At 44.2% G+C, this 26,155-nt stretch carries 30 protein-coding genes and 1 other RNA gene; 11 read left to right on the top strand and 20 right to left on the bottom strand.

Annotated elements, in window-relative coordinates:
* Positions 1-77: 77 nt before the first annotated feature.
* Entirely contained in the window at positions 78-1,547 is a 1,470-nt protein-coding gene (locus tag POW22_RS10745; protein WP_272832670.1) for a M28 family peptidase, read from the top strand.
* Positions 1,548-1,623: 76 nt separating this feature from the next.
* Here POW22_RS10745 and POW22_RS10750 read toward each other — a convergent pair whose 3' ends face one another.
* Complete coding sequence (locus tag POW22_RS10750; protein WP_272832671.1) at positions 1,624-2,838, bottom strand: NAD(P)-dependent oxidoreductase; 1,215 nt, start codon at positions 2,836-2,838, stop codon at positions 1,624-1,626.
* A 183-nt stretch (positions 2,839-3,021) separates the two neighbouring features.
* On the opposite strand from POW22_RS10750, the gene ssrA reads away from it, so the two are divergent.
* Positions 3,022-3,421: a transfer-messenger RNA gene (gene ssrA / locus POW22_RS10755) on the top strand.
* A 1,090-nt stretch (positions 3,422-4,511) separates the two neighbouring features.
* Here ssrA and POW22_RS10760 read toward each other — a convergent pair.
* The 5 genes from POW22_RS10760 to POW22_RS10780 all read right to left on the bottom strand — a co-directional run bounded on the left by POW22_RS10760 (position 4,512) and on the right by POW22_RS10780 (position 7,700).
* Complete coding sequence (locus POW22_RS10760) at positions 4,512-5,489, bottom strand: aldose epimerase family protein (protein ID WP_272832672.1); 978 nt, start codon at positions 5,487-5,489, stop codon at positions 4,512-4,514.
* A 63-nt stretch (positions 5,490-5,552) separates the two neighbouring features.
* Positions 5,553-5,957, bottom strand: a complete 405-nt coding sequence (locus POW22_RS10765) for a rhodanese-like domain-containing protein (RefSeq protein WP_272832673.1) — start codon at positions 5,955-5,957, stop codon at positions 5,553-5,555.
* 7 nt (positions 5,958-5,964) lie between these two features.
* Positions 5,965-6,276 carry a rhodanese-like domain-containing protein gene (locus tag POW22_RS10770; protein ID WP_272832674.1) on the bottom strand — a complete coding sequence of 104 codons (312 nt, stop codon included), beginning with the start codon at positions 6,274-6,276 and terminating at the stop codon, positions 5,965-5,967.
* A 244-nt stretch (positions 6,277-6,520) separates the two neighbouring features.
* On the bottom strand, positions 6,521-7,138 hold the full coding sequence (locus tag POW22_RS10775) for a thioredoxin family protein (protein WP_272832675.1): 618 nt from the start codon (positions 7,136-7,138) through the stop codon (positions 6,521-6,523).
* 1 nt (position 7,139) lies between these two features.
* Positions 7,140-7,700, bottom strand: a complete 561-nt coding sequence (locus POW22_RS10780) for a TlpA disulfide reductase family protein (RefSeq protein WP_272832676.1) — start codon at positions 7,698-7,700, stop codon at positions 7,140-7,142.
* A 170-nt stretch (positions 7,701-7,870) separates the two neighbouring features.
* Here POW22_RS10780 and POW22_RS10785 point away from each other — a divergent pair, with 170 nt between their 5' ends.
* The 9 genes from POW22_RS10785 to trpA all read left to right on the top strand — a co-directional run bounded on the left by POW22_RS10785 (position 7,871) and on the right by trpA (position 15,478).
* Positions 7,871-8,323, top strand: a complete 453-nt coding sequence (locus tag POW22_RS10785; RefSeq protein WP_272832677.1) for a MarR family winged helix-turn-helix transcriptional regulator — start codon at positions 7,871-7,873, stop codon at positions 8,321-8,323.
* 18 nt (positions 8,324-8,341) lie between these two features.
* On the top strand, positions 8,342-8,911 hold the full coding sequence (locus tag POW22_RS10790) for a YceI family protein (protein WP_272832678.1): 570 nt from the start codon (positions 8,342-8,344) through the stop codon (positions 8,909-8,911).
* Positions 8,912-9,143: 232 nt separating this feature from the next.
* Complete coding sequence (locus tag POW22_RS10795; RefSeq protein WP_272832679.1) at positions 9,144-10,544, top strand: anthranilate synthase component I family protein; 1,401 nt, start codon at positions 9,144-9,146, stop codon at positions 10,542-10,544.
* Position 10,545: 1 nt separating this feature from the next.
* Positions 10,546-11,118 (top strand): anthranilate synthase component II, encoded by a 573-nt coding sequence (locus tag POW22_RS10800; RefSeq protein ID WP_272832680.1) that lies wholly within the window; start codon positions 10,546-10,548, stop codon positions 11,116-11,118.
* A gap of 4 nt (positions 11,119-11,122) precedes the next feature.
* Positions 11,123-12,118: an anthranilate phosphoribosyltransferase gene (trpD, locus tag POW22_RS10805; protein ID WP_272832681.1), complete on the top strand. Its 996-nt coding sequence runs from the start codon at positions 11,123-11,125 to the stop codon at positions 12,116-12,118.
* A gap of 1 nt (position 12,119) precedes the next feature.
* Positions 12,120-12,920 carry an indole-3-glycerol phosphate synthase TrpC gene (gene trpC / locus POW22_RS10810; protein WP_272832683.1) on the top strand — a complete coding sequence of 267 codons (801 nt, stop codon included), beginning with the start codon at positions 12,120-12,122 and terminating at the stop codon, positions 12,918-12,920.
* On the top strand, positions 12,910-13,530 hold the full coding sequence (locus POW22_RS10815; protein WP_272832684.1) for a phosphoribosylanthranilate isomerase: 621 nt from the start codon (positions 12,910-12,912) through the stop codon (positions 13,528-13,530). The genes trpC and POW22_RS10815 overlap by 11 nt, the downstream gene beginning before the upstream one ends.
* Entirely contained in the window at positions 13,520-14,701 is a 1,182-nt protein-coding gene (trpB, locus tag POW22_RS10820) for a tryptophan synthase subunit beta (RefSeq protein WP_272832685.1), read from the top strand. The genes POW22_RS10815 and trpB overlap by 11 nt, the downstream gene beginning before the upstream one ends.
* A 9-nt stretch (positions 14,702-14,710) precedes the next feature.
* Positions 14,711-15,478, top strand: a complete 768-nt coding sequence (gene trpA, locus POW22_RS10825; protein ID WP_272832686.1) for a tryptophan synthase subunit alpha — start codon at positions 14,711-14,713, stop codon at positions 15,476-15,478.
* Here trpA and POW22_RS10830 read toward each other — a convergent pair.
* From POW22_RS10830 to POW22_RS10895, 14 genes are all read right to left on the bottom strand, one after another.
* Positions 15,453-15,896 carry a hypothetical protein gene (locus POW22_RS10830; protein ID WP_272832687.1) on the bottom strand — a complete coding sequence of 148 codons (444 nt, stop codon included), beginning with the start codon at positions 15,894-15,896 and terminating at the stop codon, positions 15,453-15,455. The two genes, trpA and POW22_RS10830, sit on opposite strands and share 26 nt — an antisense overlap.
* Positions 15,893-16,387 (bottom strand): 4'-phosphopantetheinyl transferase family protein, encoded by a 495-nt coding sequence (locus tag POW22_RS10835; protein WP_272832689.1) that lies wholly within the window; start codon positions 16,385-16,387, stop codon positions 15,893-15,895. The genes POW22_RS10830 and POW22_RS10835 overlap by 4 nt, the downstream gene beginning before the upstream one ends.
* A complete protein-coding gene (locus POW22_RS10840) occupies positions 16,384-16,635 on the bottom strand; it encodes an acyl carrier protein (protein WP_272832690.1) in 252 nt (83 codons plus the stop codon). Before POW22_RS10840 ends, POW22_RS10835 begins: the two co-directional genes overlap by 4 nt.
* 37 nt (positions 16,636-16,672) lie before the next feature.
* Positions 16,673-17,962 carry a beta-ketoacyl-[acyl-carrier-protein] synthase family protein gene (locus POW22_RS10845; protein ID WP_272832691.1) on the bottom strand — a complete coding sequence of 430 codons (1,290 nt, stop codon included), beginning with the start codon at positions 17,960-17,962 and terminating at the stop codon, positions 16,673-16,675.
* Positions 17,940-18,716, bottom strand: coding sequence for an SDR family oxidoreductase (locus POW22_RS10850; protein ID WP_272832692.1), 777 nt, complete (start codon positions 18,714-18,716; stop codon positions 17,940-17,942). Before POW22_RS10850 ends, POW22_RS10845 begins: the two co-directional genes overlap by 23 nt.
* On the bottom strand, positions 18,710-19,762 hold the full coding sequence (locus POW22_RS10855) for a type III polyketide synthase (RefSeq protein ID WP_272832693.1): 1,053 nt from the start codon (positions 19,760-19,762) through the stop codon (positions 18,710-18,712). Before POW22_RS10855 ends, POW22_RS10850 begins: the two co-directional genes overlap by 7 nt.
* Positions 19,759-20,445: a methyltransferase domain-containing protein gene (locus POW22_RS10860; RefSeq protein ID WP_272832694.1), complete on the bottom strand. Its 687-nt coding sequence runs from the start codon at positions 20,443-20,445 to the stop codon at positions 19,759-19,761. The genes POW22_RS10855 and POW22_RS10860 overlap by 4 nt, the downstream gene beginning before the upstream one ends.
* Entirely contained in the window at positions 20,435-21,577 is a 1,143-nt protein-coding gene (locus tag POW22_RS10865) for an NAD(P)/FAD-dependent oxidoreductase (RefSeq protein ID WP_272832695.1), read from the bottom strand. The genes POW22_RS10860 and POW22_RS10865 overlap by 11 nt, the downstream gene beginning before the upstream one ends.
* On the bottom strand, positions 21,574-22,101 hold the full coding sequence (locus tag POW22_RS10870) for a YceI family protein (RefSeq protein ID WP_272832696.1): 528 nt from the start codon (positions 22,099-22,101) through the stop codon (positions 21,574-21,576). The genes POW22_RS10865 and POW22_RS10870 overlap by 4 nt, the downstream gene beginning before the upstream one ends.
* Before the next feature lie 89 nt (positions 22,102-22,190).
* On the bottom strand, positions 22,191-22,844 hold the full coding sequence (locus POW22_RS10875) for a uracil-DNA glycosylase family protein (protein WP_272832697.1): 654 nt from the start codon (positions 22,842-22,844) through the stop codon (positions 22,191-22,193).
* Positions 22,844-23,482, bottom strand: a complete 639-nt coding sequence (locus tag POW22_RS10880) for a tetratricopeptide repeat protein (protein ID WP_272832698.1) — start codon at positions 23,480-23,482, stop codon at positions 22,844-22,846. The genes POW22_RS10875 and POW22_RS10880 overlap by 1 nt, the downstream gene beginning before the upstream one ends.
* A 114-nt stretch (positions 23,483-23,596) precedes the next feature.
* Positions 23,597-24,355, bottom strand: coding sequence for a peroxide stress protein YaaA (yaaA, locus tag POW22_RS10885; RefSeq protein WP_272832699.1), 759 nt, complete (start codon positions 24,353-24,355; stop codon positions 23,597-23,599).
* 101 nt (positions 24,356-24,456) lie between these two features.
* On the bottom strand, positions 24,457-25,491 hold the full coding sequence (locus POW22_RS10890; protein WP_272832700.1) for an RluA family pseudouridine synthase: 1,035 nt from the start codon (positions 25,489-25,491) through the stop codon (positions 24,457-24,459).
* Entirely contained in the window at positions 25,484-26,086 is a 603-nt protein-coding gene (locus tag POW22_RS10895) for a PASTA domain-containing protein (protein ID WP_272832701.1), read from the bottom strand. The genes POW22_RS10890 and POW22_RS10895 overlap by 8 nt, the downstream gene beginning before the upstream one ends.
* Between the last annotated feature and the right edge of the window lie 69 nt (positions 26,087-26,155).

Consider the following 26,155-nt stretch of genomic DNA (forward strand, 5'->3'; position numbering starts at 1 on the left):
CCTCTCAATAGGTACATAGAGTTCGTTCCATCCCGATGAATTGACTATTTTTAGAGGACTAAATCAAAACATTCATCATGCAAAAAACACTATTCTGTATTGCTTTTATTTTTAGCGGATTGGCCTCTCTGGCGCAATCTGACGTCCAAATGGTTGAAGAGACGGTAAGTCGATCTGCCATTGAAGGACATATTTATTTCTTAGCCGATGACCTTTTAAAAGGACGTCAAACCGGAACTCCAGAACTCAAAATAGCAGCTACCTATTTGGCTACGCAACTGAGAAGCTACGGTGTTATGCCCGATCCTGCCACAGGAAGTTATTTTCAAGCTATGCCTATGGAGCGCAAATATCCACCTGCAACCCTGACTACCATGCTCAATGGTCAGTCCTTAAATGAGGTCGTAGCCATGGCCCAAGGAAATGTTGATTTTACGGGAGAAATGGTCTATGTAGGTCACGGACTCAAAGCCGACTACGCCAACGTCGATGTCAAAGGAAAAGTTGTGGTGGTAAAAGCAGGTAGTCCAGATGCATCAACAGCTCAAGCCGCCTTTGGCCTCATGAAGGATAAGATCGAGATTGCCACGAGCCAAGGCGCAATTGGAGTTGTTGAACTTTTAGACGCCGGAGATCAGATCTGGGGATTCATTGATCATCAATTCAACGAACCCCGCGTTGCCATGGCAGGCGATGATAGTGCAGACAGTATTCCTTTTGTTTGGGTTAAAGACACAGGTTTTACTATTGCCAATAGCATGCAAGCCAATGCTATGGTAAAAGGACAACTGACTATGACCAAAAAAGAAGGTGAAAAGCTGGACAGCTACAATGTTGTAGGCTGGGTAGAAGGCTCAGATCCAAAACTAAAAGACGAGTTCATCATATATTCTGGTCACTATGACCACGTGGGAATTGGAACTCCGGACGCTTCTGGAGATACCATCTACAACGGAGCTAGAGACAATGCTGTTGGGGTGACCACGGTATTGAGCATGGCAGAGAATTTGGCCAAATACCCTACTAAAAGATCAGCGCTTTTCATTCTATTTACTGGAGAGGAAATGGGTCTTTTAGGGAGCCGATACTATGTAGAGAACCCAATTCTTCCGTTGGACAAAATGGTTTATTGTTTTAATAGCGACAACGCCGGATACAATGATACTTCTTTGGCAACGATCATCGGTTTGCCTAGAACCACCGCCGCAGAACACATCAAAAACGCCTGTAAGCAATTTGGTTTGACCGCTGTTGACGATCCTGCTCCAGAACAAGGTTTGTTTGACCGTTCAGACAATGTGAACTTTGCGCGTGCGGGTATTCCTGCGCCGACCTTTAGTTTAGGTTTCACGGCCTTCAACGGGGACGTGACCAAGTACTACCACAGACCAGGAGATGAGGCCGATTCTATTGACTACGACTATATGGAAAAATTCTTCAAGTCTTATGTCATGGCAGGCCGCTTGATTGGTAATGACCCAGTAACCCCAACTTGGACTGCTGGAGACAAATATGAAGAAGCTTCTAAAGAATTATACGGAAATTAAACCTCCTGAGTACCTCTAATAAAAAAGCCCAATGCTATCTTAAGTATTGGGCTTTTCTTATTTTTTTAATCGAGGATTACTCCTTCCCGTCTACATAATCTTGCAAGTACGCAAAACGCTCAGTCAGCGTACCTTCTTGAGTGGTCATACGGGCACGTTCTAGAACACCGTCTTTGTCACCGTTGAAAAAGGCAGGGATCACATGTTCCAAAAACATATCTCCAAAGCCTTCTGAAGCGTCTTTAGGCAATTCACAAGGCAAATTATCTACGGCCATCACAGCGATGGCGCCAGGAGCGTTAAAGTCAACTTCTGATTCGGTTTGCGGGTCGTATCCGTAAAAAGGATCGGCTATAGTTGAAGGACGAATGGTAGAGGCGATTGGACCGTCTATATCACAAGAAACATCACTCACCAAGTTAATGTTGAAATCTGGGTGACGCGCATCTTCACGGGTAAACAAAAACGGCGCTCCATCTCCGTAGAAATGTCCTGTGATGAACATATCACTCACCTTGGCGTACTTCATCAGATCACTTTCATAACCCGTTGGATCCGCGTAAAACGCATATTTATCCATAGGTGCGCCATCGGTGCGCTTGTTGTATTCGGTGACGTCTATCATGCAGTAAACAGGCTCATCATAAGATTTGGACAAGTAATCAGCGTCTGTGACCTCACGGATCTGCAAATGGTCTAAGATCTCTTTGGCGCCTTTGGCAACTTTACCCGTTCCGCTTAAGATGATACGGATATTTGGCAAGCTGATCTTATCCATTTCTGCCTTTACTTCTTTCAAATCTGCCAGGTTTTCCACCTTGGGTAATTCAAACAAGCCGTCGCGAATTCCCAGTAAACGGAATCCGTTATAGGCTCCTACCAATCCCGCATAGCGCCCAAAACCAATAAGTCTTGCTCCGCTAGCCTTGACAATGGTCTCATGATCGTAGAGCTCGATCTTCTTATCTAAAATGGCTTTGAGCAGCTTCCTATTGTAGGGTTGCTTTTTGATGGTATGTGAGAAGAAAAAGTACTTCTTATTGGGAATCAATGCCTCAACCGGAACCTCCTTTACGCCCAACATTACATCAGCCTCACTTACGTCCTCTTGCACAGCCACACCAGCTTTGGAGTAGGCTTCATCCTTAAAAATGCGAATGTCGCTCGATTCTGCCACTAACTGCGCTTCTGGAAAGCTTTGCATGACTTCCTGACACTTTTCAGGTGAAAAAACCACTCTTTTGTCTGGTGGAGACTTGCGTTCTTTAATTATGGCGAATTTTACTGGCATTTGGAATACTTTTTGTTCAATTAGTAAGGCGAGCAAAGATACAGTATTTCGTGTATCTTTGCGAGCCTGTGCGTTAGGGATTGAGGCTTTGTTGGAGCTCTTTTTGGGAATCCAAAAAAGCGACTGCCGAAAGCCCGACCCGCGGAAAGCGGGAAACGCCACAACCGTTCATTGAAAACTCAAGGGGCCGACTGGTTTTGACAGCGGGACCAATTGAAATGTAAGCATATCGAGCGCTGGACCACAGCTCGTTAATCTCATGATTCACACTTTTTAAACGGCGAGAATAACTACGCCCTAGCTGCATAATCTGAATTATAGTAGGATAATGCCTCGGTCTACAAGGTAGACAAGCAGGAACGCTCTCAAAGGCCTTGGTTTGCGGCATTTGATATAGAGCGTTCGTAAAAGTAAACCTAGCCGCTTTAGGGCTTTGATAAAGCAGCGAAACTCAAATTGAAGCTAAGCCTGTTCTTGGTAGTCTTTGACCGGGGCCAGGCCGACAATCAATTAAAGACTAAATATGTAGAAAGCATTTGAATTGCCTGTTTGGACGAGGGTTCGAATCCCTCCGGCTCCACTTCAAAGGGCTACCTCTCGGTAGCCTTTTTGCGTTACGCCTTCGGGATTCGAACCCCGAAGACCTGTTCTTTTTGAGTAGATGTATTGACAGATTTATAAATTGTGACTATTACTTCCTGCGCGGCAAGCCTATACCTTGCTAAAAATGTCCACTGGACATTTTTTTAACGCGCGGTAGTCCCCGGCTCCAGGTTTTATTAATTCGGATACGAATCTCCGCAAAGCAGCAAACAATGCGACTCCTCGCGAGTCCGTAGCAAAACAAGCTGGCAGCAGTTGGCATGAGATGTGAGGAATAGTACCGAGGCAAAGTCGAGGACGAACTCCGAACATCTGTGGCTGAGGGCAGCGTAGTTTTCAAGGGTGAGCTAGGGTCGCTAGACCTTTTTGGTCCTTTTTGCGGCAATGGGAAAAAGGATATTGGCGAGCGACGTTTAAAATAAACCAAAGGTCTTGCAGACCTTTGAGCGAGGCACCCGCGTAAGCGGCCAGCCAAATTAAATGTCATCTCGATACAACACTGCTACGCAGCGCCACTCGATGACCATAAATTACTAATCACCGCGAAGCGCTGAAAAATGCGACTTCGAGGGAGGCTTTAGAAAAATTCAACAGCAGCTGTCGGGCTTGAGATGCATTGTGCCGATCTGGGGCGAAGCACCAAGAGCTTCCAATGCATCTGTGGCTGCGGGTGTTGAGATTTTTCAAAGTGGAACGAGCGTCGCTAGATTTTTTGGATACTTTTTCATCGATGGAAAAAGTATCATCAAAAACCTTCTTGCGATGCTTCATTTTAGATGTCCACAGGACATCTAAAATTCACCAGTTGCCGCGATGGGAAAAAGTAGGAATATAAATGAAAAGACTTTTTGGAGGTACTTCAGTCATAATATCCCCTGGACATTAATCCTTCAGTAATCATCGATGGAAAAAGTATCATCAATTAAAAAATAAATCTTAAAAACCCTATCTTTGTCTCAACTCAAAAAACTAAAAAAATGGGCGTAGGCGGCATCGTAATTGGAACTATCGTAGTGTGCTTTATTCTTGGACTCGTGATTGAGCTGCAAGAGCGTTTATAAACTCCTCTTTTACTTTCTTACCGAAAAACTATAGGTGGTCGCTGCGCGATACACCTCGTTTGGTTGCACCACTATTGATGGGAATTCCGGACGGTTTGGCGCATCTGGATAGCCTTGCATTTCTAAACAAATAGCCGGAAAATTAGCTTCATTATTTCCGCGCAATGGCAAACCTTCAAAGGTTGGTGGAGTATATACCTGTACCGCAAGTTGGTCACTGATCACCTGCATTTCAATTCCTGTATTTTCTGAGAACAATCGCAAAGGTTGGTGATCCTTCTGCAGCGCATAAGCCATGTCCAAGCCCAAACCAATTCGATCGCTCACATAAGCCTCGGTTGAAAAATCCTTATTGTGTTCTTTAGTATCCAGTAATCTTCCCGTGGGAACCAGCTGCACATCAGTTTCTAAAAACCGCTGCGAAGGGATAAACAAGCGGTGGTCCAAAACACTCCCAGCTCCGGCTAAATTAAAATAAGCGTGATTACACAAATTAAGTACAGTAGCAGCATCTGTTGTAGCTTCATAGATGAGTGAAACCTGATTGTCATCGTTGAGGGAATAGGTTGCGGTTACCTGAATGCTGCCAGGGTATCCGCAGCTTCCCGCCTCCTGCTCAATAGCAAACACAATTTTACTGTCTGACTGCTCTTTTAGGGTCCAGATCTGATGTTGCAAACCACAATGCTCACTATGTAAATGCATACCATTATTCTGAGGCAATGGATAAAATCGACCTTCTAAATGAAACCCTCCACCAGAAATACGATTGGCCACACGCCCGACTGTAGCACCTAAGCACAGGTTCCAGGCCTTGGTGGTTGGAGCCAAATAATCCTCCGCGCTATTAAAGCCAGCTACCACATGCTGTTTTTGACCTCGTTTATCAAGTAGTTGGAGGTCTGTAATGGCCGCTCCATAGTTGGTGAGCGTAAGTTTGGTCTGCTGCGCATTGACCAAGGTGTAAAATTGAGCTTCTGCCTGCATGGGGCGCAAGATAAAAAAAGCCGCTTCAAATGAAGCGGCTTCAGATCTTTAGAACCAGAATTTTTAGGATTGTTCCTTTTCGGTATCCTGTCCTGATTCCTCCCAGAGCACAATACCTCCTTTAAGATCATAAATCTTCTTAAAGCCCATTTCTTTTAGGATCTCCGCAGCACGAGCACTGCGCCCTCCTTTTTTACAATACACATAAACAGGCTTGTCTCTATCTAAACTTGCCGCTTTTTCTTCAAAATCATCATCGGTCACACAAATGTTGTGGGAATTCTTCAAATGTCCGGTAAGGAATTCTTCTCCGGTGCGAACGTCAAGGAGTTGAATGCTACTGTCTTTAAGAGCTTCACTCATTTGTTCTACCGTGATCTGTTCAATCTCACCAGCTTTGGTCTCCGTACAGGACTGAACAAAACTTAAGGCGATAACAAGAGTTAAAAATAAAAAGGCGCGTTTCATTGATCGGTTATTTGGTAACGTCACCATCCCATTCAGAGAATCCACCTAGTAGATTATAGGTATTGTTGATCCCAACAGAAGCCAGTACGGCACAGGCTTGAGCACTGCGTCCGCCAGAGCGACAGTAGACGTAATAATTTTTAGTAGTGTCCAAAGCATTCACAGCCTCCATAAAGGCTTGTGGCTGATAGATATCCATGTGCAAGGCATTGGGGATATAGCCTTCTTCAACCTCGTCTGAGGTTCTTACATCGATGATCACGGCTTCAGGGTCTTGCGCAATTTGGTCTTGCCAGGCCGCGCTTGTAAGATCGGTCATAACTAATAAACTTTGTTTAAGAGCATTTAGTATTTCAAAGTTAAGGATATACGGAATAATTTTCACAAGAAATTCCACAAAAAACCTTCGAATCTAACTGCTAACGGGGATTAACAATAATTTTCAAACAGCTGAACCTCAAGAATAAAGCCAAAAATTTAAAATTAGAGGCACTCTAAAGGCCTAAACAAAAAAAAGCCGCTTACTGCTGCAAGCGACTTTTGATGTTTTAAGCTGAATCTGCTTATACCTTAACAGAACAACCAATAGCTCGGGTCTCTTTTACAGGGATTTCTTTTCCAGCGATCAAGGCGTCCACGGCATCAGCTAAATAAGTCTTGGTAACTCCAGAAGCATCGCGAACACTATCATCAATTGCTCCGATGTACTTTACCACCATAGCGCCGCCCTCCTTTTGAAGTAAGTAAACATGCGGGGTCTTTTTAGCTCCAAACTGAGCATAGACCGTGCTACTTTCATCGTAAAGGTATGGAAAGGTAAAGCCTTTGTCCTTTGCTTTTTGTTGCATAAGCTCAAAAGTATCGTCGGGTTGTACCGCAGGATCATTCGGATTAATGGCAATCACAGGATATCCCTGTCCTTTGAATTCTTGATCTAAAGCAATAATGCGATCTTCACTGGCAACGGCATAGGGGCAGGTATTGCAGGTAAAGATCACGATGAATCCCTTAGCATCCTTATAATCCGCCATAGAGACCATCTTTCCGTCCACATTTTTAAGTTTTACATCTTTTACTTGGTCACCAATGCCGTATCCATCGGTGTTGGTAAAACTGCTCAGTCCTACGGTCGCCACTAATGCGTAGACTGCAACAACTGCGATATTCTTTAATTTTTTCATTTTACAGAAAGGTGTTTAATTCTTTTTCAAGTTCTTCTAAGGTAAACGACTGCTCAAAAAATTTGCGCTGGTCACCTTTATAGATCACGGTGGCTGGAATTGCTCCAGACCAGCTTTCATCCACTTTTGGAATCCATTCGTTGGCTCCTGTATCGTCAAGCAATACCACAGGAGATTTCAGTTCATTCTTTTCTATAAATGGAATGACTTGCTTTTCCAACAGCTTGGGAAAGTCAATACTGACCAACAGTACTTTTACGTTTTGATCGGCATACTTTTCCCTAATTGTTTCAAAATAAGGCAACTCCTTAATACACGGCTTACACCATGTAGCCCAAAAGTTCACTACATAAATATTACCGTCGTCTTGGTTGAGTAGCGGCTCAAACTCGTCAAATTTATAAACGGGTACTTTGGTATTCGAGTCATTTACGGCCGCAACCTCCTTTTCTACCGGTGTCGCTTCTGCAGGAGCTTGCTCTTGCTTCTGGTCTTTACAGGAGCTTAGTAGAGTTAAAAGGATAAAGCTCGCGCTCAATAAATATTTATGGAATGGATTCAAATTTGTGGTTTTAAAGCCATTAAAAATATTCATTATCCAAGGCAAGTGAAAATCATTTAACAGTTAGTTCTAAGATTTAACACCTCAGCCTCCATTAAAATTCTGTTAAAACCCTTTTGAAATGAATTTTTCATATTACATTTGTATATACAATAGTTGTTAAGACAATTATGGAGATTGAATCTATTATAAAAACCACTAAACCGATGCAGTTGCACACCAAAACGGTGATCAACTTAATGTATCGTGCGCGTATCATTGAAGAATCTGTAAATCGTATCCTTAAAGGATATGAATTGAGTATTCAACAATACAACGTACTCCGCATATTACGCGGACAAGGTGGTAACCCGGCTAACTTATCCACAGTTACTGAGCGTATGGTAGATCGGAATTCAAATACCACGCGTCTTATTGATAAACTATTGAAGAAAGACTTGGTCAAAAGACAGGTCTGTGCTACCAACCGCAGAAAGGTGGAGCTCTTTATAACGACCGAGGGCTTGGAACTTCTCAAAGTTTTGGACCCTATCGTTGAAGCGAACAATCAGCAGATGCTCAATCAACTAGATTCGGGCGAACTGGAACAATTGAATACCTATTTAAATAACATACATTCATAAATTTTAAAAACAACTCTAATGAGAAATCACGTAAAAACAGCAGCTTTGTTGTTGCTAGCCATCGCCTTTAGCGCATTCAACACCAATCCTGTTGAGAAGCTAATGGTAAAAGACAGTAGCATTACCTGGGTAGGTAAGAAAGTTACCGGTCAGCACGAAGGTACTATCAACCTGGAAAGTGGTTACTTCATGATGGACGGAGAAACCATGGTTGGTGGAGAGTTCGTCATTGATATGACCAGTATTAATGTAACAGACCTTAAAACAGGAAAAGGAAAAGAAAAGCTAGAAGGACACTTAAAGTCTGACGACTTCTTTGGTGTGGAAGCATTCCCAAAGGCAATGCTTAGTGTGAAGCGCGCTGCCCGTAACGGAAACACCTATACGGTAACAGCAGACCTAACGATCAAGGGAAAAACAAACCCGATCACTTTTGACATCACTAAGAATGGTGCAGACATGACTGCCAATGTAACTATTGACCGCTCTAAGTTTGATGTGCGTTATGGTTCTGGAAGCTTCTTTGACAATCTTGGGGACAAGACCATCTATGATGATTTTGACCTAACGGTAAATTTGTCCTTTTAATAGGATCCATTCCCACGGAAGAATCCCGCTTGTAAAAGGCGGGATTTTTTTATGTTATGAGTTTGATTTTTTTACCGAGACTATTTATCTTTGGAATCAAATGAAGCAAATCAACGTATATACCTGGTGGTGGTCAGCTCTAAGCCCTAGCTCGTGAAGCTGATCGTCTGATTGTATACGTTAAAAATACCAAAGACTTGTCGCTCACGACAGGTCTTTTTTTATGGAAGACATGCAAAGATTTAATCTAAAAACACACAGTAGACAGTTGCTGGCAGATACCTTGACGCCGGTTTCCATCTATTTACAATTGCGGGATCGGTTCCCCAATAGCCTGCTGCTGGAAAGTAGTGACTACCACGCCAATGACAATAGCTTTAGCTACATCTGCTGCAATCCTATTGCAAGTATAAAAGTAGCTGATGGCTTTATTTCTTGTGAATTTCCGGACGGATCTACATCTCAACAAGAAATAACGTCAGAGGTAGATGTTCCTGAGGTCATTGCAGATTTCGCTGCGCGTTTTGAAGTAGATAGTGAGGACTACAAATTCATAAATCATGGCCTTTTTGGATTCATTGCTTATGATGCTGTACAGTACTTTGAAGACCTCGAAATCAGCAAAAAGGAAGGCGACTTAGAAATTCCGGATATCTATTACGCAGTATATCAGAACATCATCGCAATCAATCACTTTAACAATCAGGCGTATTTGTTCGCGCATTGTTATGATTCTGAGGACAATCTGGACACCTTAGAACAACTCATCAGAAGCACCACCAATAAAAAATACCCTTTTCAAAAAGATGGGGCTGTTACCACGAATTGTACCGATGATGAATTCAAGGCCTTAGTTACCCAATGTAAGAAACACTGCAATCGTGGCGATGTGTTTCAGATTGTGCCTTCAAAGCGCTATTCGCAACAATTCACTGGGGACGAATTCAATGTATATCGCGCCCTGAGAAGTGTGAACCCTTCCCCTTACCTGTTCTATTTTGACTACGGAAACTTCAAGATCTTTGGATCTTCTCCGGAGGCGCAACTGGTGGTCAAGGATGGAATGACAGAAATCCACCCTATTGCAGGCACCTTTAGACGTACCGGAAACGATGAAAAAGATGCTGCTCTAGCCTTAGAATTGGCTGCAGACGAGAAGGAAAACAGCGAACACGTGATGCTTGTGGATTTGGCTAGAAACGACTTGAGCCGTCACGGAACAGATATTCAAGTGGCTACCTATAAAGAGGTACAGTTCTTTTCTCATGTGATTCATTTGGTGAGTAAAGTAATTGGAGTGAAACACCCGGAAACTCCAACCATGCAGATCGTTGCTGACACCTTCCCAGCAGGGACGCTAAGCGGTGCTCCCAAACATATGGCGATGCAACTTTTGGAAAAATACGAGAACATCAACCGCAGTTTCTATGGTGGCGCCATTGGGTTTATGGATTTTAAAGGAAATTTCAATCACGCGATCATCATTCGATCTTTTGTGAGTAAAAATCACCAGCTGCATTATCAAGCCGGTGCAGGAATTGTGACCGACAGTGATCCGGAGAAAGAATTGCAAGAAGTGTATAACAAATTAGGAGCGCTCAACAAGGCTTTGGAGCTCGCAGAAAATTTATAAGATGAAGATATTAGTGATCGATAATTACGACAGTTTTGTGTACAATCTGGTACACTATATCCGCGAGTTCGTTGACGACGTTACGGTTTGGAGAAACGATCAGTTCGTCTTAGATGATGTAGAAGCCTTTGACAAAATTGTTTTATCACCCGGTCCTGGAATCCCAGAAGAAGCTGGCTTGCTTAAGGCAGTGGTGGAACGCTATGCGCCTACCAAATCTATGCTCGGGGTGTGTCTAGGGCAACAAGCCATTGGCGAGGTCTTCGGAGGATCGCTGATCAATTTAGATCAAGTATTTCACGGCGTAGGTACGCATGTGGAACGCTTAGTCGATGATGAACCACTATTTGAAGGCTTGCCTGAGAACTTCCAAGTAGGGCGTTATCACTCTTGGGTGGTAGCTCGGGAAGACTTTCCTGACGCACTAGAGATCACCGCGGTAGACGAATCTGGACAGATCATGGCTTTAAGACATAAAGAGTATGATCTACGTGGGGTACAATTCCACCCAGAATCCGTGCTAACTCCGCATGGAAAAAGCATGATCAAAAATTGGTTAAACCAAAACAACTAAGGCTATGAAAGCTGTTTTGAATCGCCTGATCAATCAGGAAATATTAAGTAAAGACGAAGCGCGAGAGATTTTGATCAACATCTCCGCAGGACAATATAACGAAGCACAGATCGCCGCCTTTTTAACCGTCTACATGATGCGAAGCATCACCGTAGATGAACTTCAAGGCTTTCGTGACGCCCTACTGGAACTCTGTATCGCAGTTCCCGTAGAAGATTACAACACCATTGACCTCTGCGGAACGGGTGGAGACGGGAAGAACACCTTTAATATCTCCACTTTGGCATCCTTTGTCACAGCGGCTTCCGGAGTTCAAGTGACCAAGCACGGGAACTACGGGGTATCTTCAGTAAGCGGCAGCAGCAACGTCATGGAACATATGGGCGTTAAATTCACCAATGACACGGATGTTTTGAAGCGCTGTTTGGACGAGGCTAATATTTGTGTTTTACACGCACCCCTGTTTCACCCGGCCATGAAAAATGTGGGAGGAATTAGACGCGCCTTAGGAGTAAAGACCTTCTTTAATATGCTCGGGCCTATGGTGAATCCGGCTTTCCCTAAAAACCAATTGGTGGGTGTTTTCAATTTAGAATTAGCCCGCGTTTACGGCTATTTGTATCAGCAATCTGGAAAGAACTATACCATACTTCACGCCTTAGATGGTTATGATGAGATCTCTTTAACAGGACCTACGCGAGTGATCAGCAATCGTTTTGAGCAACAGCTTAACCCAACAGATTTTGGAGTTTCTAGTATTGCTGCGGAGGATATCTTCGGAGGAGATACGGTGGAGGAAGCTGCTCAGATCTTCAAAACAGTACTTTCCGGAAAAGGAACCGACCCACAGAATCACGTGGTGGCGGCCAATGCCGGAATGGCGATTGCCACGGTAACCGCATGTACACCTCAGCAAGGTTTTGAGAAAGCGCTGGAAACCTTGAAAAGTGGAAAAGCAGAACATCATTTAAATCAATTGGTAGCCCTAACCAACGCATAATATGGACATTTTAGAACGTATTGTAAAACAACAACAGCAGGATCTTATCCGCAGAAAACAGAGTTTTCATGAAAGTTATTGGGAAGCAGCTCCATTGTTTAACAGACCTTGTATTTCGATAAAACAAGCTCTTGAAAGTAGTGATACCGGTATTATTGCCGAGTTTAAAAGACGCTCACCCAGCAAGCCTTCTATAAACTTTAAAGCGCAGGTATGTGATGTGGCTTCGGGTTATCAAACTGCTGGAATTAGCGGAATGTCAGTATTGACCAACGGGCCTTTCTTTGGTGGTTCTTTGGAAGATCTGAGTCAAGCACGCGCGGCTACCGCCCTGCCTCTATTACGCAAGGAATTTGTGATTGATCCGTATCAGATCACAGAAGCCAAAGCCCACGGCGCTGATGTGATTTTACTCATCGCGGCTTGTTTGCCAGCAGACCGATTGCAAATGTTGGCTAAAAAGACCAAATCCTTAGGAATGGAAGTGCTTTTGGAGGTACATAACGAACAAGAACTGCAGGAAAATTTAATTCCTGAGGTAGATTTGATCGGAGTAAATAATCGCAATCTCAAAACCTTTACCGTGGATGTGCAAACTAGTTTGGATTTGCTAAAACAGATCCCTGCAAACTATTACCCCATCTCTGAAAGCGGACTCAGCGATCCACAAACGGTAGCTATGCTTCGCGGAGCAGGTTTTAAAGGATTTCTGATGGGCGAACACTTTATGCGCGCTGACAACCCAGGTGCGGCAGCGGCAGATTTTGTAAACGCTTTAAAAGATGCCAACGATGAAAATTAAAGTGTGCGGCATGCGCGAGGCGGAGAATATTCAGGCCCTTACGGAATTAAAGCCCGATTATATTGGTTTTATCTTTTACGAGAAATCCCCCCGATTTATGAACGCGGAGCCCGTTGCAGTTCCTGAAGGCATTAAAAAAGTTGGTGTTTTTGTGGATGCACCCAAGGGATATGTACTGCAACAAATTGAAGCTCATGACTTCGATGTCATCCAACTTCACGGTAAGGAAGATCAGCAATACATAAGTCTATTGCGCGAGTTGGTCCATACCGATATTGACTTTTGGAAAGTTTTCTCGGTTGGAGAAAAATTCGATTTCAAAAAGTTAAAACCCTTTGAAGATCTTGTGGATGCCTTTTTGTTTGACACCCGAGGTGAAGCTCCTGGCGGAAACGGAAAGACCTTTGATTGGAAATTATTAAATGCCTACAGAAGTGAGCTCCCCATTGTGATCAGTGGCGGAATTGGCTTGGAAGAGCTACCAGCGGTCAAAGAACTGCTCAACACTTCGTTACCCATTATGGCCATTGATGTGAACAGCAAGTTCGAATCGGCCCCGGGATTAAAAAAAATTGATGAATTAAAGACCTTGATGAATTATGAACTATAATGTAGATGTACACGGTTATTACGGAGATTTTGGCGGTGCCTTTATCCCAGAGATGCTTTACCCCAATGTAGAGGAATTGCGTCAGAATTATATTCAAATTGCTTCGGACCCTTCATTTCAAGAGGAGTTCCACGCCTTACTCAAAGACTATGTGGGCAGACCTACTCCACTCTATTTTGCTAAAAGATTTTCAGAGCATTACGGCTGCAAAGTCTATTTAAAACGCGAAGACCTTTGCCATACCGGAGCGCATAAAGTAAATAACACCATAGGCCAGATCTTGATGGCCCAGCGTTTGGGTAAAAAACGCATCATTGCAGAAACTGGTGCTGGGCAGCATGGAGTAGCTACCGCGACGGTTTGTGCGCTTATGGGTATGGAATGTATTGTTTATATGGGAGCTGTAGACATCAAACGTCAAGCTCCGAATGTAGCGCGCATGAAGATGTTGGGCGCTAAAGTAGTTCCTGCGGAATCAGGTTCTAAAACGCTTAAAGATGCGACCAATGAAGCAATCAGAGATTGGATCAACAATCCGGTAGACACGCATTACATCATTGGTAGTGTGGTAGGACCACACCCCTATCCCGATATGGTGGCCCGCTTCCAAGCCGTCATCTCTCAGGAGATCAAATGGCAGTTGGAAGAAAAGGAAGGTCGTGAAAACCCTGATTATGTGGTTGCTTGTGTGGGTGGCGGATCTAACGCGGCTGGGGCTTATTACGAATATCTCAATACGCCAGAAGTTGGCTTGATCGCTGTTGAAGCAGCTGGTAAAGGCGTCAACACGGGAGAAAGTGCTGCTACCTCTCAGCTAGGCAAATCAGGCATCATCCACGGCAGTAAAACTTTGCTCATGCAAACCGAAGACGGTCAGATTACCGAACCTTATTCCATCTCTGCTGGCTTGGACTATCCTGGAATTGGCCCAATGCACGCACATCTTTATGCAAGTGGCCGTGCTGAATTTATTTCCATCACCGACAAAGCCGCTATGGAAGCAGGATTGCTTTTAAGTCAATTGGAAGGCATCATTCCAGCCATTGAAACCTCGCACGCCTTTGCCATTTTTGAAGAGCGCAAGTTCAAGGCAGATGACGTTGTGGTTATGAATCTGTCGGGTCGAGGAGACAAGGACCTAAACACTTATATCGAATACTTTAAACTCTAAGCCCTAGTTATGAATCGAATTCAACAGGCCTTACAACAAGACAAAAAATTACTGTCCATCTATTTCACAGCTGGGTTTCCTAAGTTGGACGATACCGTTACGGTAATTCAAGAGTTGGAAAAATCCGGAGCCGATATGATCGAGATCGGTTTGCCTTTTAGCGATCCTTTAGCCGATGGACCTACCATACAAGAAAGTTCTACGGATGCGTTAAAAAATGGAATCACCACAGCTCGCCTATTTGAACAATTAGAAGGAATACGTAAAACCGTTTCCATCCCCCTGATCATGATGGGGTACTTCAATCCGATGATGCAATACGGCATGGAAGATTTTTGCAAGCGCTGCAGCGAATTGGGCATTGACGGTTTAATCATTCCAGATCTACCCCTGCGCGAGTTTGAATTGGAATACCAAGCCATCTTTGAAAAGTACGGATTAGACATGGTCTTCTTGATCACTCCACAAACCTCAGAAGCGCGCATCAGAGAGATCGATGCGGCCTCTAACAGCTTTATCTATATGGTGAGTACGGCAAGTACCACGGGTGCACAAAGTGGCTTTGGGAGCGAAACCACCGCTTACTTTGACCGCATTGCGAGTATGGATCTCAAGAGTGAATGCATTGTTGGTTTTGGGATCAGCAGCGAGGAGACCTTTAAGGCCGCGACCCATAAAGCCAAAGGAGCCATTATTGGATCGGCCTTTATAAAAATGCTTCGTAAAAAAGGAACTGCTGGCATTGGAGCCTTTATGAAAGGGATTCGCCCCGATTAGGCCAGATGAGTCTGTAGATCTTACTGACGACCCAATTCCCCAACGGGAAATAAAGGGCAAAAAAGAGCGCCATGGCCAAGGCAAAGTTTCGTTCACCAAAGAACTGATCCAGTATATTGTTGGGAAAAGCTATGGAGGTTTCTAGCGCATAGCCGCCAAATTCTAAAAGCCCCATGGCTATGAGTCCGTAGGCGTATTGCATGTGAAAAGGTAAACCTCTTAGCAAGAGCGAGATCGGGATCATATAAAGTAAGTACACGGTGATGACCTGCCACCAATAGGTGAAGGTGGCAATTTGCACGGTGGCACCAAACCAGTCCATACCCATTCCCCAAGCAAAATAGAGCAATACGTAGATCAAAATTAGGCGTCTATCTACCTTAAGTTTTTCCTGGGCATAGGCGATAAATGCATTCATGCGCTTAAATGGATTAATCTAAAAAACGACCCGTGGTGAGAAATACTGGCCGGGAGCTTAGCTCCTGTGTCAGATTCAACAAAAGGCAAACGGCCTTTATAGCTTACGGAAACAGTATTTCGCCGTTGGACAGATACGATCGACTTAAACTCTGCATCCTCTAAAATAACGTCAGACCACAATTGCTGTAGTTCTATATGGGTTTTGCCTTTGAAGCGATATTGATCAAATTGGATGATCGCTCGTACTGAATCTAATAATTCAACTTGGATCTTAGCAGGACGGAATAGCCCTTGATAACCTAAGCGTACGGCTGCTTTAAAAGCTGCTTCCTTTAAACTCCAAAACCGCCAGAGGCTTTGCTGTTTTGATTCAAACTGACCGAACTGATTCAGCTCAATCCGCGAACAGACCTTTTGGCTATAGCGCCAAAATCGTCTTTCTGAATCAAAAGCGCTTAAAGAAAGATCCACCACATCATTGCCAATCATCCCTCTAATTTTTCTTTGATCACCTTAAGTGAAGCTTCTACAGTCAACATCTTTTCCATAGAGTCGTTGTCAATCTCAATATCAAAAGCATCCTCAACATCCAAGACCACATCTACTAAATTGGCAGAGTTGATCTGCAGATCCTCAATAAAACGGGTATCTTCTTTTAAGTCTGTAAAGGCTTCTTGGTTTTGGACATAAGGGCTGATGATCTCTTTGAGGCGATCAAAAAACTGGGCATCATTCATAAATTGATTGGATTTGCGGTATTTGCTTGGTTTGAAGTTACGAATTATACTGACGCAATACGACACAGCCGTTGACATCGCCAAAGCCAAAGCTGGCCTTGATTGCGGTTTTAATTGAGGCACTTATAGTTTGCTGCGGAATCTTCTCTCGTGGAACAAGAGCAGCAATATTTTCGTGTAGATCCTCTGAATTTATGGAAGGGTGCACAAAATCGTGCTGAATTTGCAAGGCCGTAGCTACTAGCTCTACTGCTCCAGAGCCGGACAAACAGTGACCCACCATACTTTTTGTAGATTGTAAATACGGAAAAGCTGATTTTTCTCCACCCAGTACATCCACCCACGCAGCGACCTCATCCGGGTCCTTGGCAGTGGCTGTTAAATGCCCGTTGATCAGATCAATCTCGTGGCCGGCTACATCCGCAGAAGTGAGCGCATCCGTTATACATCGTCTGACGGCTTTTGGATTGGGCGCAGTAAGAGTCCCTCCTCCACGCTGTCCTCCGGAATTGATCTGTCCACCTAAAACCTCAGCGATGATGGGCGCCTTTCTTTTCAAGGCCGATTCAAGGGTTTCAATGACAAAGGCACCTGCGCCTCCACCGGGCACTAAACCTGCCGCACTAGCACTCATAGGGCGCGATGCTTTTTGTGGTACATCATTATATCGCTGACTTGTTACGCGCATGGCATCAAAGCCAGCCCATAGGTACGGCCCGTGCTCACAAGTGGAACCTACCAGCATACGCTCGGCATAACCCGCCTTAATATGTCTGTAGCCCATCAAAAGGGCTTCTGTTCCCGTAGTACAGGCAGACGAATTGGTGGTGACCTGATTCCCAGCCCCAATATGTCCTGCGATGAACGCACTCACACCACTAGCCATGGTTTGGATCACCACATTGCTTCCCAAACGACGGACTTTTTGTTCATCCACCATTTTCATGGAGGCATTTAATTTTTCTATCCCCGAAGTTCCCGTTCCAAAAATGACTCCGGTTTGAGGGTCGAACTGTTCATTCCCTAATTCCAATCCTGCCTGCTTCCAGGCCTCATCTGCGGCGATCATCCCATAGATGATGCCGTCGCTGTCAAAATTCCTGACTTGCAAAGGGGTCAAACAGGCATCGATATGATGCTGCTCTACAGGTGGTATTCCACCTACTTGACATCCAAATTTAAGATCGGCCAGGCGCGGAATAAAAGCAATACCGGAGCGCCCTTCACGCAGTGCTTGCTCGTAATCAGACAGACCGACACCATTGGGCGCTACAATGCCCATGCCTGTAATGACTACACGTGTATTATTGGATGTGTGCTCCGCCATCAACTGGAATTACGGCCCCGTTGATCCAAGCAGCTTCTGGACGACATAAAAGTCCTGCTACTTGAGCTACATCTTCTGGGGTGGTTATACGTTTGAATGGACTGCGCGATGCCGCGTATTTTAAGATCTGATCTGCGTTTGGAATGCGTCTTAAGGACGCTGTATCTACAACGCCAGCCTGAATGCAATTGGCCCGAATTCCATGAGGAGCAAATTCTAAAGCGATGCTTCTGGTAATTGCTTCTAAAGCAGCCTTGGCAGCACCAACGGCAGCGTAATGCTTCCAGGCCTTATGACTGCCCTCACTGGTAAAGCTGATGATGCGCGTATCTTTTGCAAACAATTTAGCCTGATTCAATTGTTGGGTCCAATCCATTAAACTGCTGGCCATAGCTTCTAGCGTAATGGCCATGTCGGTAGTTGTCAGTGATTCAGATTCTGCGAGTGGTTTTACATGTCCTTTGGCAATAGCGTGAATCATCACAGCTATAGCTGCTCCTTCTGGAAGAATTTCTTTAATGTTGGATATCAACGCGGCAATGCCATCTGAACGTGTCGCGTCTTTGTTAAAGGCGTGTGTAATTACTTCTGACGGCATTTGTTCCAAACCCTCTTGAAATTCAGCCAAACTAGCACGTGGATCTCGATGAACCAAAAGCAAGTTAAAACCTTGAGTGGCGAGTTGCTGAGCCGTGGCCCAACCCAAACCTCTGGAGGCCCCCAATATCAAGGCCCATTTGTTTGATGCTACCATTGTAATAAAAGGCGTTGGGCAGAGAATCCAGGTCCGAAGCTCAACATCAAACCTTGAGTCCCTGCAGGGTTATCTTTTTCCATAAAACGCTCTAAAACATAAAGCACGGTGGCACTTGACATATTGCCATAAAGATCAAGCACGGCTCGGGTATCTTCTATGGACTTTCCAAGGGTGCCAAAAAGTTCATCAACGGTCTGCACTATTTTACGTCCACCGGGATGAAAGATCAAATGGTCCACAGCCTCAATACTACTGTTATGCTTGGCTAAGAAAGGATGAATGATCTCACCAAAATGAGACGCGATCATATTAGGCACTTCTGGGTCCAAGATCATCTGTAATCCCTCATTGGTCAAGTCAAAGCCCATTAAGTGCGTGGCGTTGTAAAAATGATACATGCCTTCTCCTAAAATCTCTGGTCCTTGTGCATCAGCAACAGAAGAGAGTAATACGCAAGCGGCGCCATCACCAAAAATTGCAGCGCTCACCATATTAGCCATCGAATAATCGCTGTGTTGGAAAGTTGCTGTTGGAGATTCCACCGCAATCACCGCGGCCTTTTTGTCTGGATTCGATTTTAAAAAATTATAGGCATATATAGTTCCCGAGACTCCTGCAGCACAACCCATTTCAGTTACGGGCAAGCGCAAAACGTCTTGTCGCAATCCCAAAGCATTGATCAAATAGGCATCCAAACTCGGGATCATAATACCGGTACAACTCACCGTTATGAGCATGTCGAGTTCTTCAGGTTGCCATCCGGCCTTGTCTAAGGCCTTTTGCAAAGACTCGGTTCCCAAATCAATGGCGGCTTTGACAAAGAGGCGGTTTTTTTCTTCAAAGGAAGTTTGGTTGAACACATCCGGGGCATCCATAATCGCATAACGACGAGAGACTCCAGCGCCTTCAAAAATCTTTAAGACCTTGCGCTTGAAGCGATCTTCTTGACCGTCCAGCCATTTTGAAACGTAAGGGAGGATCTCATCCGTAGTACGAGAAAACTCGGGCAAAGCCTTGGAGACTGCTGTTATACGGACACTCATGAGCGCAACAACCACAGATAACGGAAGGCCCAGTTCCAATGGACTTCCGACTGCATTTTTAGGGTATTTGACATTTGTTTTAGTTCGTGTTTTTTAAATCCTTTTTTAATGGACAATAAGCCGTCATGCATGATCATTTCATTGCGAATAAAGAGTCCCAAAGACCAAAAAAGACCATAGGCAATTGGGCTTCGCTGCAGATCATTCACCACCCAACCCAAGCGTGTTTTGGGTTTGGCGCTATCAATCATCTGTTTAATTTGCTGATCGTCAAAATGATGCATGAATAAAGTTGCCAAGACGATATCGCATTCGGGCATGTCCCATTTAAAAACATCTCCTTGAAGATAGGTAATTTCGGGATAGTTTTGTGATCGCTGCTCAGCGAAAGCAATACAGGTCGCATTGGCATCGACCCCGGTAAAACGCCAATCTAACTTGTGTTTTCTGCTGTAATTCGCTAAATGGCGCAGTTGACTCCCTTCTCCACAGCCCAAATCAATAATGTGCAATCCTTGAGCAGAATCTGCCTCACGACTCAGTTTACGGACTCCTTTTAGACTGACGGCATCTCCTCCCAAACGGGCATTTATATCGGCCAAGGTTTTAAGAGTATCCAAGAGTTGTTGCCCTTCCATTTCAAGGTCGTCCATCCATTCAGGCTCGTGAGATCTATACTTCATAAGCTAAGGATTTATCCACCTTGCCGTGGGTTTGTTTTATAAAAAATGGCAGAATGCCCGGTACATATCGAACCACATCCATTGCCAAACCGCTGCCCGTATCACTGGAGAATATACCCGAGGCAATTCTTCCCATCCGGAGGCGTTTAGCAAATTCACCCTTCCAACGAGACCGATAGTTCTGTAAGGCTTGAGCGTGATCTTGAAGTTCAGAAAAACAATCCATCAACTCCTCACAGGCAATCTCCGCACTGCGAATGGCCATGCTCATGCCGTTGCCACAAAGCGGATGTATCAATCCTGCGCTGTCTCCACACATGATCCATTTGCCTTCTACAGGCGGCTTATCTTTAAATGAAATTTGAGCAATACTCAAGGGTTTTTCAAAGACCATTTCAGTCTCATCCATGAGCTCTTTTAAATGAGGATTGGATCGTAAAACTGAATCCATAAACTTGGGAAGATCTCGATAGTTCTTAAACACCTTATAGCTTGCTATAAAGCAAAAATTGATCAGCCCTTCTTCTACTCGAGATACGCCACAATAGCCACCTTCAAAATTATGTAGCGCCACAAGCGATGGGTCAAACGCTCCCTGCGCATGCCATTTGGCAGCTACGTAGTTTGCCTTTTTACTGATGAATTCTCGCGCTAACTTCTTATCTAGAACAGAACGCTTTCCATAGGCAGCAATTCCAGCTCTTGCCGTATAGTTATTTCCGTCGCTGCTCTTTACTTGGACACCATTGGTTATGGATTCTATATTTTCTGCGGATGCTTTTATAGGTTGAACACCCACAGCCAAAGCTCTTTGAAACATAGCCTGTTCTAGCGTAAATCTGCTGATCCCAAATCCGCCTAGTGGTAGCTTAGCTTGAATTGCTTTACCCTTAGGATGGGTCCAACTAAAATTCGATATTTCAACAGCTCCTAATGTAAAGGGATCGATTCCCAACTTGGAGAGATATGGCAGCACTTCATTGGAGATATATTCACCGCAGACTTTATGACGCGGGTAGGATTTAGGTTCAAACAGCAGCACAGATTTCCCTTGTACGGACAGATCAATAGCGGCACTTAAGCCGGCCAATCCACCACCAACAATGAGTACATCTGCTTCTTGTTGCTTCAAGCTTTTGGAATTTCTAAAGTGATGGAAATGGTCACGTTCTTGGACATGACCAAACTACGACCGCCTACACCGTAATCGCGGCGGTTGATCTCTAGCTCCCCGACCATTCTGGTTGTGTTCGAAGTAGATTCTGAATACATTTTGATCACCACGGCTTTTGTGACTCCCTTGATGGTTAAATTCCCACGGAGTTCATAAGCGCGCTCGGCTATTTCTCGCAGGCTTGTAGATTCAAACTGTATGTTTGGGTATTTGCTCGCGTGGAAATACTCCTCTTCCAAGAGGTGTTCGTCTCGTGTTTCATTGTCCGTATTGATGGAATTCACGGGAATACTTACCCTCAGCTGGGTGTTTTGTAAAGTCGATAGATTCAAGGTTCCATCCACAATACTGGAATCAAAATTCCCATCGACATTGATCCCAAAATTTCTAATGGTAAAGGAGATATCATGAGCAATCTGACCGAAAGTCAAGGAACTGCTCAGCATAAACATACCGATAAACAAAAACAATAAGCTTTTCATAGGCAACTTGAAACCAAAAGCAGGGCTTTGCGCCATCCTTTTATTTCTTAAAGTTAAGCCTAAATAATTGAATCTTGGTTAGGAAAGTCCTAAAAGAAAGGACGGTATTGATCCACGCGAAACAAGAGTGTATTGTACGACGGATCTGCGGCTTTGCGCTCTTTGTACAAAGGCAAGCTGCCCACTGCCCTATTGGCTGCACCGCTGGGAGCGGTCAAAGAAACTGTTTTGATCGGACGGCCTTCTAATTCGAAGCTGTGAATTCGCGGCACCTGGTCTTCCACGACCTCTAGACTCATGTGGTGCTCTTTGAGCAAGCGTCTAAAGAAATATTCTGGGCCATTTTTACTGTTTCCACCCGTAAAGAGCAAGGTGTCAATCTGAGTATTTTCTTTGAGATGTTTCAAGAGCGGACGTAGCTGTACCTGCTCCATTCCTAAGTCTGATGCATCTATTTTTTGGCGTTTAGCACTGTGGACAATATCACAGATTGCAACGCCTCGATCTTGCAAGAATTCCTTGCGCTGGTCAATGGCTTTTTGGGTAGTTTCAAAGACGAGATTGAGTTCAAAAAGTTGATTGAGAATGGGCCAAAGCTGTCCGTCTATACTGCCGTAGCAAAAATTGACATCACCGGGTTTTAACTCCCCAGTGCTGAATCTTGGTGGTGGTAAAGTGCCGACGATCATCTTGGTAGCACCATTCGGGAAATAAGGCGGATAAGGGTGCTTGTGAATAAACATTACAGACTGCCGCGTAATTTTCTAGCCTCAGCCAAGGCTGTGCGATGAAGTTTGGAACTGTCCTGTCCCATGGTAGCACCTTCTGCCAAAACTTCGTCTAAAATTTCAATGGCCTTCTCCGTATTCCCTTTATTGCTGTAATGGGATGCTAGCTTAACACGTTCGGGATAATTAGAATAGCGTCTATCAATATTGTCAAAATAAGCCTGAGCAGCTTCTGAATTCCCATTGGCATCAAGCGCAAGCCCGTAATAGAAGGAAGCTGCCGATTTCATAAAATCGGGATGAGCTTTTATACTTTCCGCTTCTTGAATGATCCATTGGCTTTCACCATGCTGATGGAAGGCGCGAATCAACTGGATCTTAACATAAACATCGTTTGAAAAATTTCCGCTTAGTGCATCACGGTAATGATCTATGGCCTCTTGATAATTGCCCTGTTCCAATAGAGCATCAGCAAGATTAACTCGATTTTGAAACGTATCTGCAAATTCTAGCTGCGCTTTGAGATCATTGATCTTTTTGGTGGGATTGATCACCGAGGTGAGCTCTTTCTGGATTTGTTCTACCTCCCGCTTTTGAACCATCTGTGTCAGGATGTAAACTATGCCGCCTACAACAGGAAGAAAGATGATCACAAAAAACCAATAATAAGGCCTGCCTGTCTTCCAAATATGGTAAAGACAAACGCCTTGGAGCAATAGAATTAAGATATAGTAAGGCACAGCTCTAAGCTATGAAATTCTGAGGTACTAACGGGTAAATACCAATTCAGTTTCTGAAGAAAGCTCTTCTGAAAAACCGTACCCTTCTTTATTAAAGGCCTTAATATCATCCACAGTGGTTCCTTTGGTGTCTATCAAATGGCGAGACATCATTCCGCGAGCAGGCTTAGCAAAGGTTCCAATGGTTTTGTATTGACCGTTTTTGAACTCCTTAAAGACGGGAGTAACCACAGTAGCTTTAAGCGCTTTGGTATCAATCGCCTTGAAATACTCGTTACTAGCAAGATTGATCAAAATATCATCTGCATCCATTTCTTCATTCAACTGCTTGGTGATCTTTTGCTTCCAAAATTCGTATAAGTTCTTTTTAACACCCACGGGCATCTTAGTCCCCATTTCCAGACGATACGCCTGCATCAGGTCAAGTGGTTTAAGCAAACCGTAAAGCCCAGAAAGAATAAGCAAATGGCCTTGTGCAAAGTCAATAGCCTCCTCATCCATAGTAAAGGCGTCCAATCCTCTGTACACATCACCTGCAAAAGTGAACATAGCAGGTCTGGAATTCGCATCGTCAAAAGGCAATGACCAAGCTTGATTGCGCTCATAATTCAGCGTAGCCAAGGCATCTGAAATATGCATCAGTTTTGACAAACTTCTAGCCGATTTCTTTTTCAATAATTTATTCAGACGCTGCGCTTCTGCCTGAAACTCAGGCTGAGTGTGATTAGAAGTAGGCAGTGCAGTTTCAAGATCTAAAGACTTGGCAGGAGAGATTACAATTTTCACTTGGCTTTCTTTTTTTGAGTCCTACAAAAATACGGAACTCAACCAGCGGTTACAAGCGCTCTAACTAAAGCTTGCAAATGCCACTATTGGAGAAACCAATACTACAGCATATGCTTGGCGTAATCGCGCCATTTGGCAATACACTGCTCCATATCTTCGGGTAGCGGCGCCTGAAATCTCATAAGCTCGCCGCTTACGGGATGCACAAACCCTAGAGTAGCAGCATGTAAGGCTTGTCTAGGCAGGATCTTAAAACAATTATCTACAAACTGCTTGTATTTAGTAAAGGTTGTTCCTTTAAGGATCTTCTCACCACCATAGCGCTCATCATTGAATAAGGTATGACCAATATGCTTCATATGTACGCGGATCTGATGCGTACGGCCCGTTTCTAAAGTACAGGAAACCAAAGTCACGTAACCCAGGCGTTCCTGAACCTTGTAATGCGTTACCGCAGGCTTTCCTTTGAGTTCGGCTTCTTCTCCTAAGAAAACCGTGTTTTGCAAACGATTTTTAGGATGTCTGCCAATATGACCTTCCACCGTACCGTGGTTCTCTTCCATATTACCCCAAACAAGGGCTGTATAAGTGCGTTCGGTACTTTTGTTGAAGAATTGACCTGCCAGATGCGTCATGGCCTCTTCGGTCTTAGCAACGACCAATAGCCCACTGGTATCTTTATCAATTCTATGGACCAGACCCGGTCTGCCACTGCTGTTGTTGGGCAGGTTTTCAAAATGATAGGTCAAAGCGTTGATCAAGGTTCCGCTGTAGTTTCCGTGTCCAGGATGGACCACCATACCGGCAGGCTTATTGACCACCAAAACGGCATCATCTTCATAGACAATGTCCAACGGAATATCTTCTGGAACCAACAGGAATTCGTAAGGCGGATGCGCAAACATCACGGTCACCACATCATGAGGCTTCACCTTGTAGTTTGACTTCACGGGAATATCATTGACGTAGATATTTCCTGCGGTTGCCGCTTTTTGAATTTTATTGCGCGTAGCTTTTTCAATGTAGTTCATCAGGAACTTATCCACACGCAAGGGTTGTTGGCCTTTTTCGGCAACAAAACGATGGTGCTCGTAAAGTTCTTCTGAATCTTGCTGATCTAAGGGCACTTTATCCATCGGAATCCGAATTGGAAGAGGAACTGGATCCTCCCATACGTAGATTTCCCTTTCCATCACCCAGAACAAGATCGATCACAGCGGTCTTTTGGAGTAAAGCACCGGGCTCAATGAGCTCACCTTTGTGTCGTAATTGCAGCACTTCATCTTTAGCAATATAGGGTCTGTAAGTGACCTTCCCGATCTTGAATCCCAGAGAGATCAAGGTCGGCTCTGCCTGCCTGCGCGTGCGCCCAACTACGTTTGGAATAGGCAAAGAGCGGTAATCCGATCGGTTTACGGTAAGGTAAATGGTTCGATTCTCTTTTACCATGCTTCCTGCCTTGGGCAGTTGCTCAATAATGGATTGTTTGGGATACTCCGGATTGTAATTGGTAGTATCTAAGATCTCCCAGCGCAAATCCAGCTCGCTCAAAGCAGAATTGGCTTCATCTAAGGTCATTTTGGCCAGATCAGGCACTTGGATTTGTTGGTCATGATTGGTGCTCACTCTCAAATAGAACAGCAACAAAAAGACCAAACCTACCGTTACCAATAAGGCCAAGCCAAGTTGTTTTAAGAATGTTTTGGTCAGTAAGAATCTAACGAAACTCATTAAAACGAAAAGTTAATTGAAACACGAAAATACATATATTTGAGTAGATATTACAACTGCCTTAAAAAT

Origin of the sequence: Gilvibacter sediminis (assembly GCF_028561565.1) — a bacterium.
GTDB lineage: Bacteria > Bacteroidota > Bacteroidia > Flavobacteriales > Flavobacteriaceae > Gilvibacter > Gilvibacter sediminis.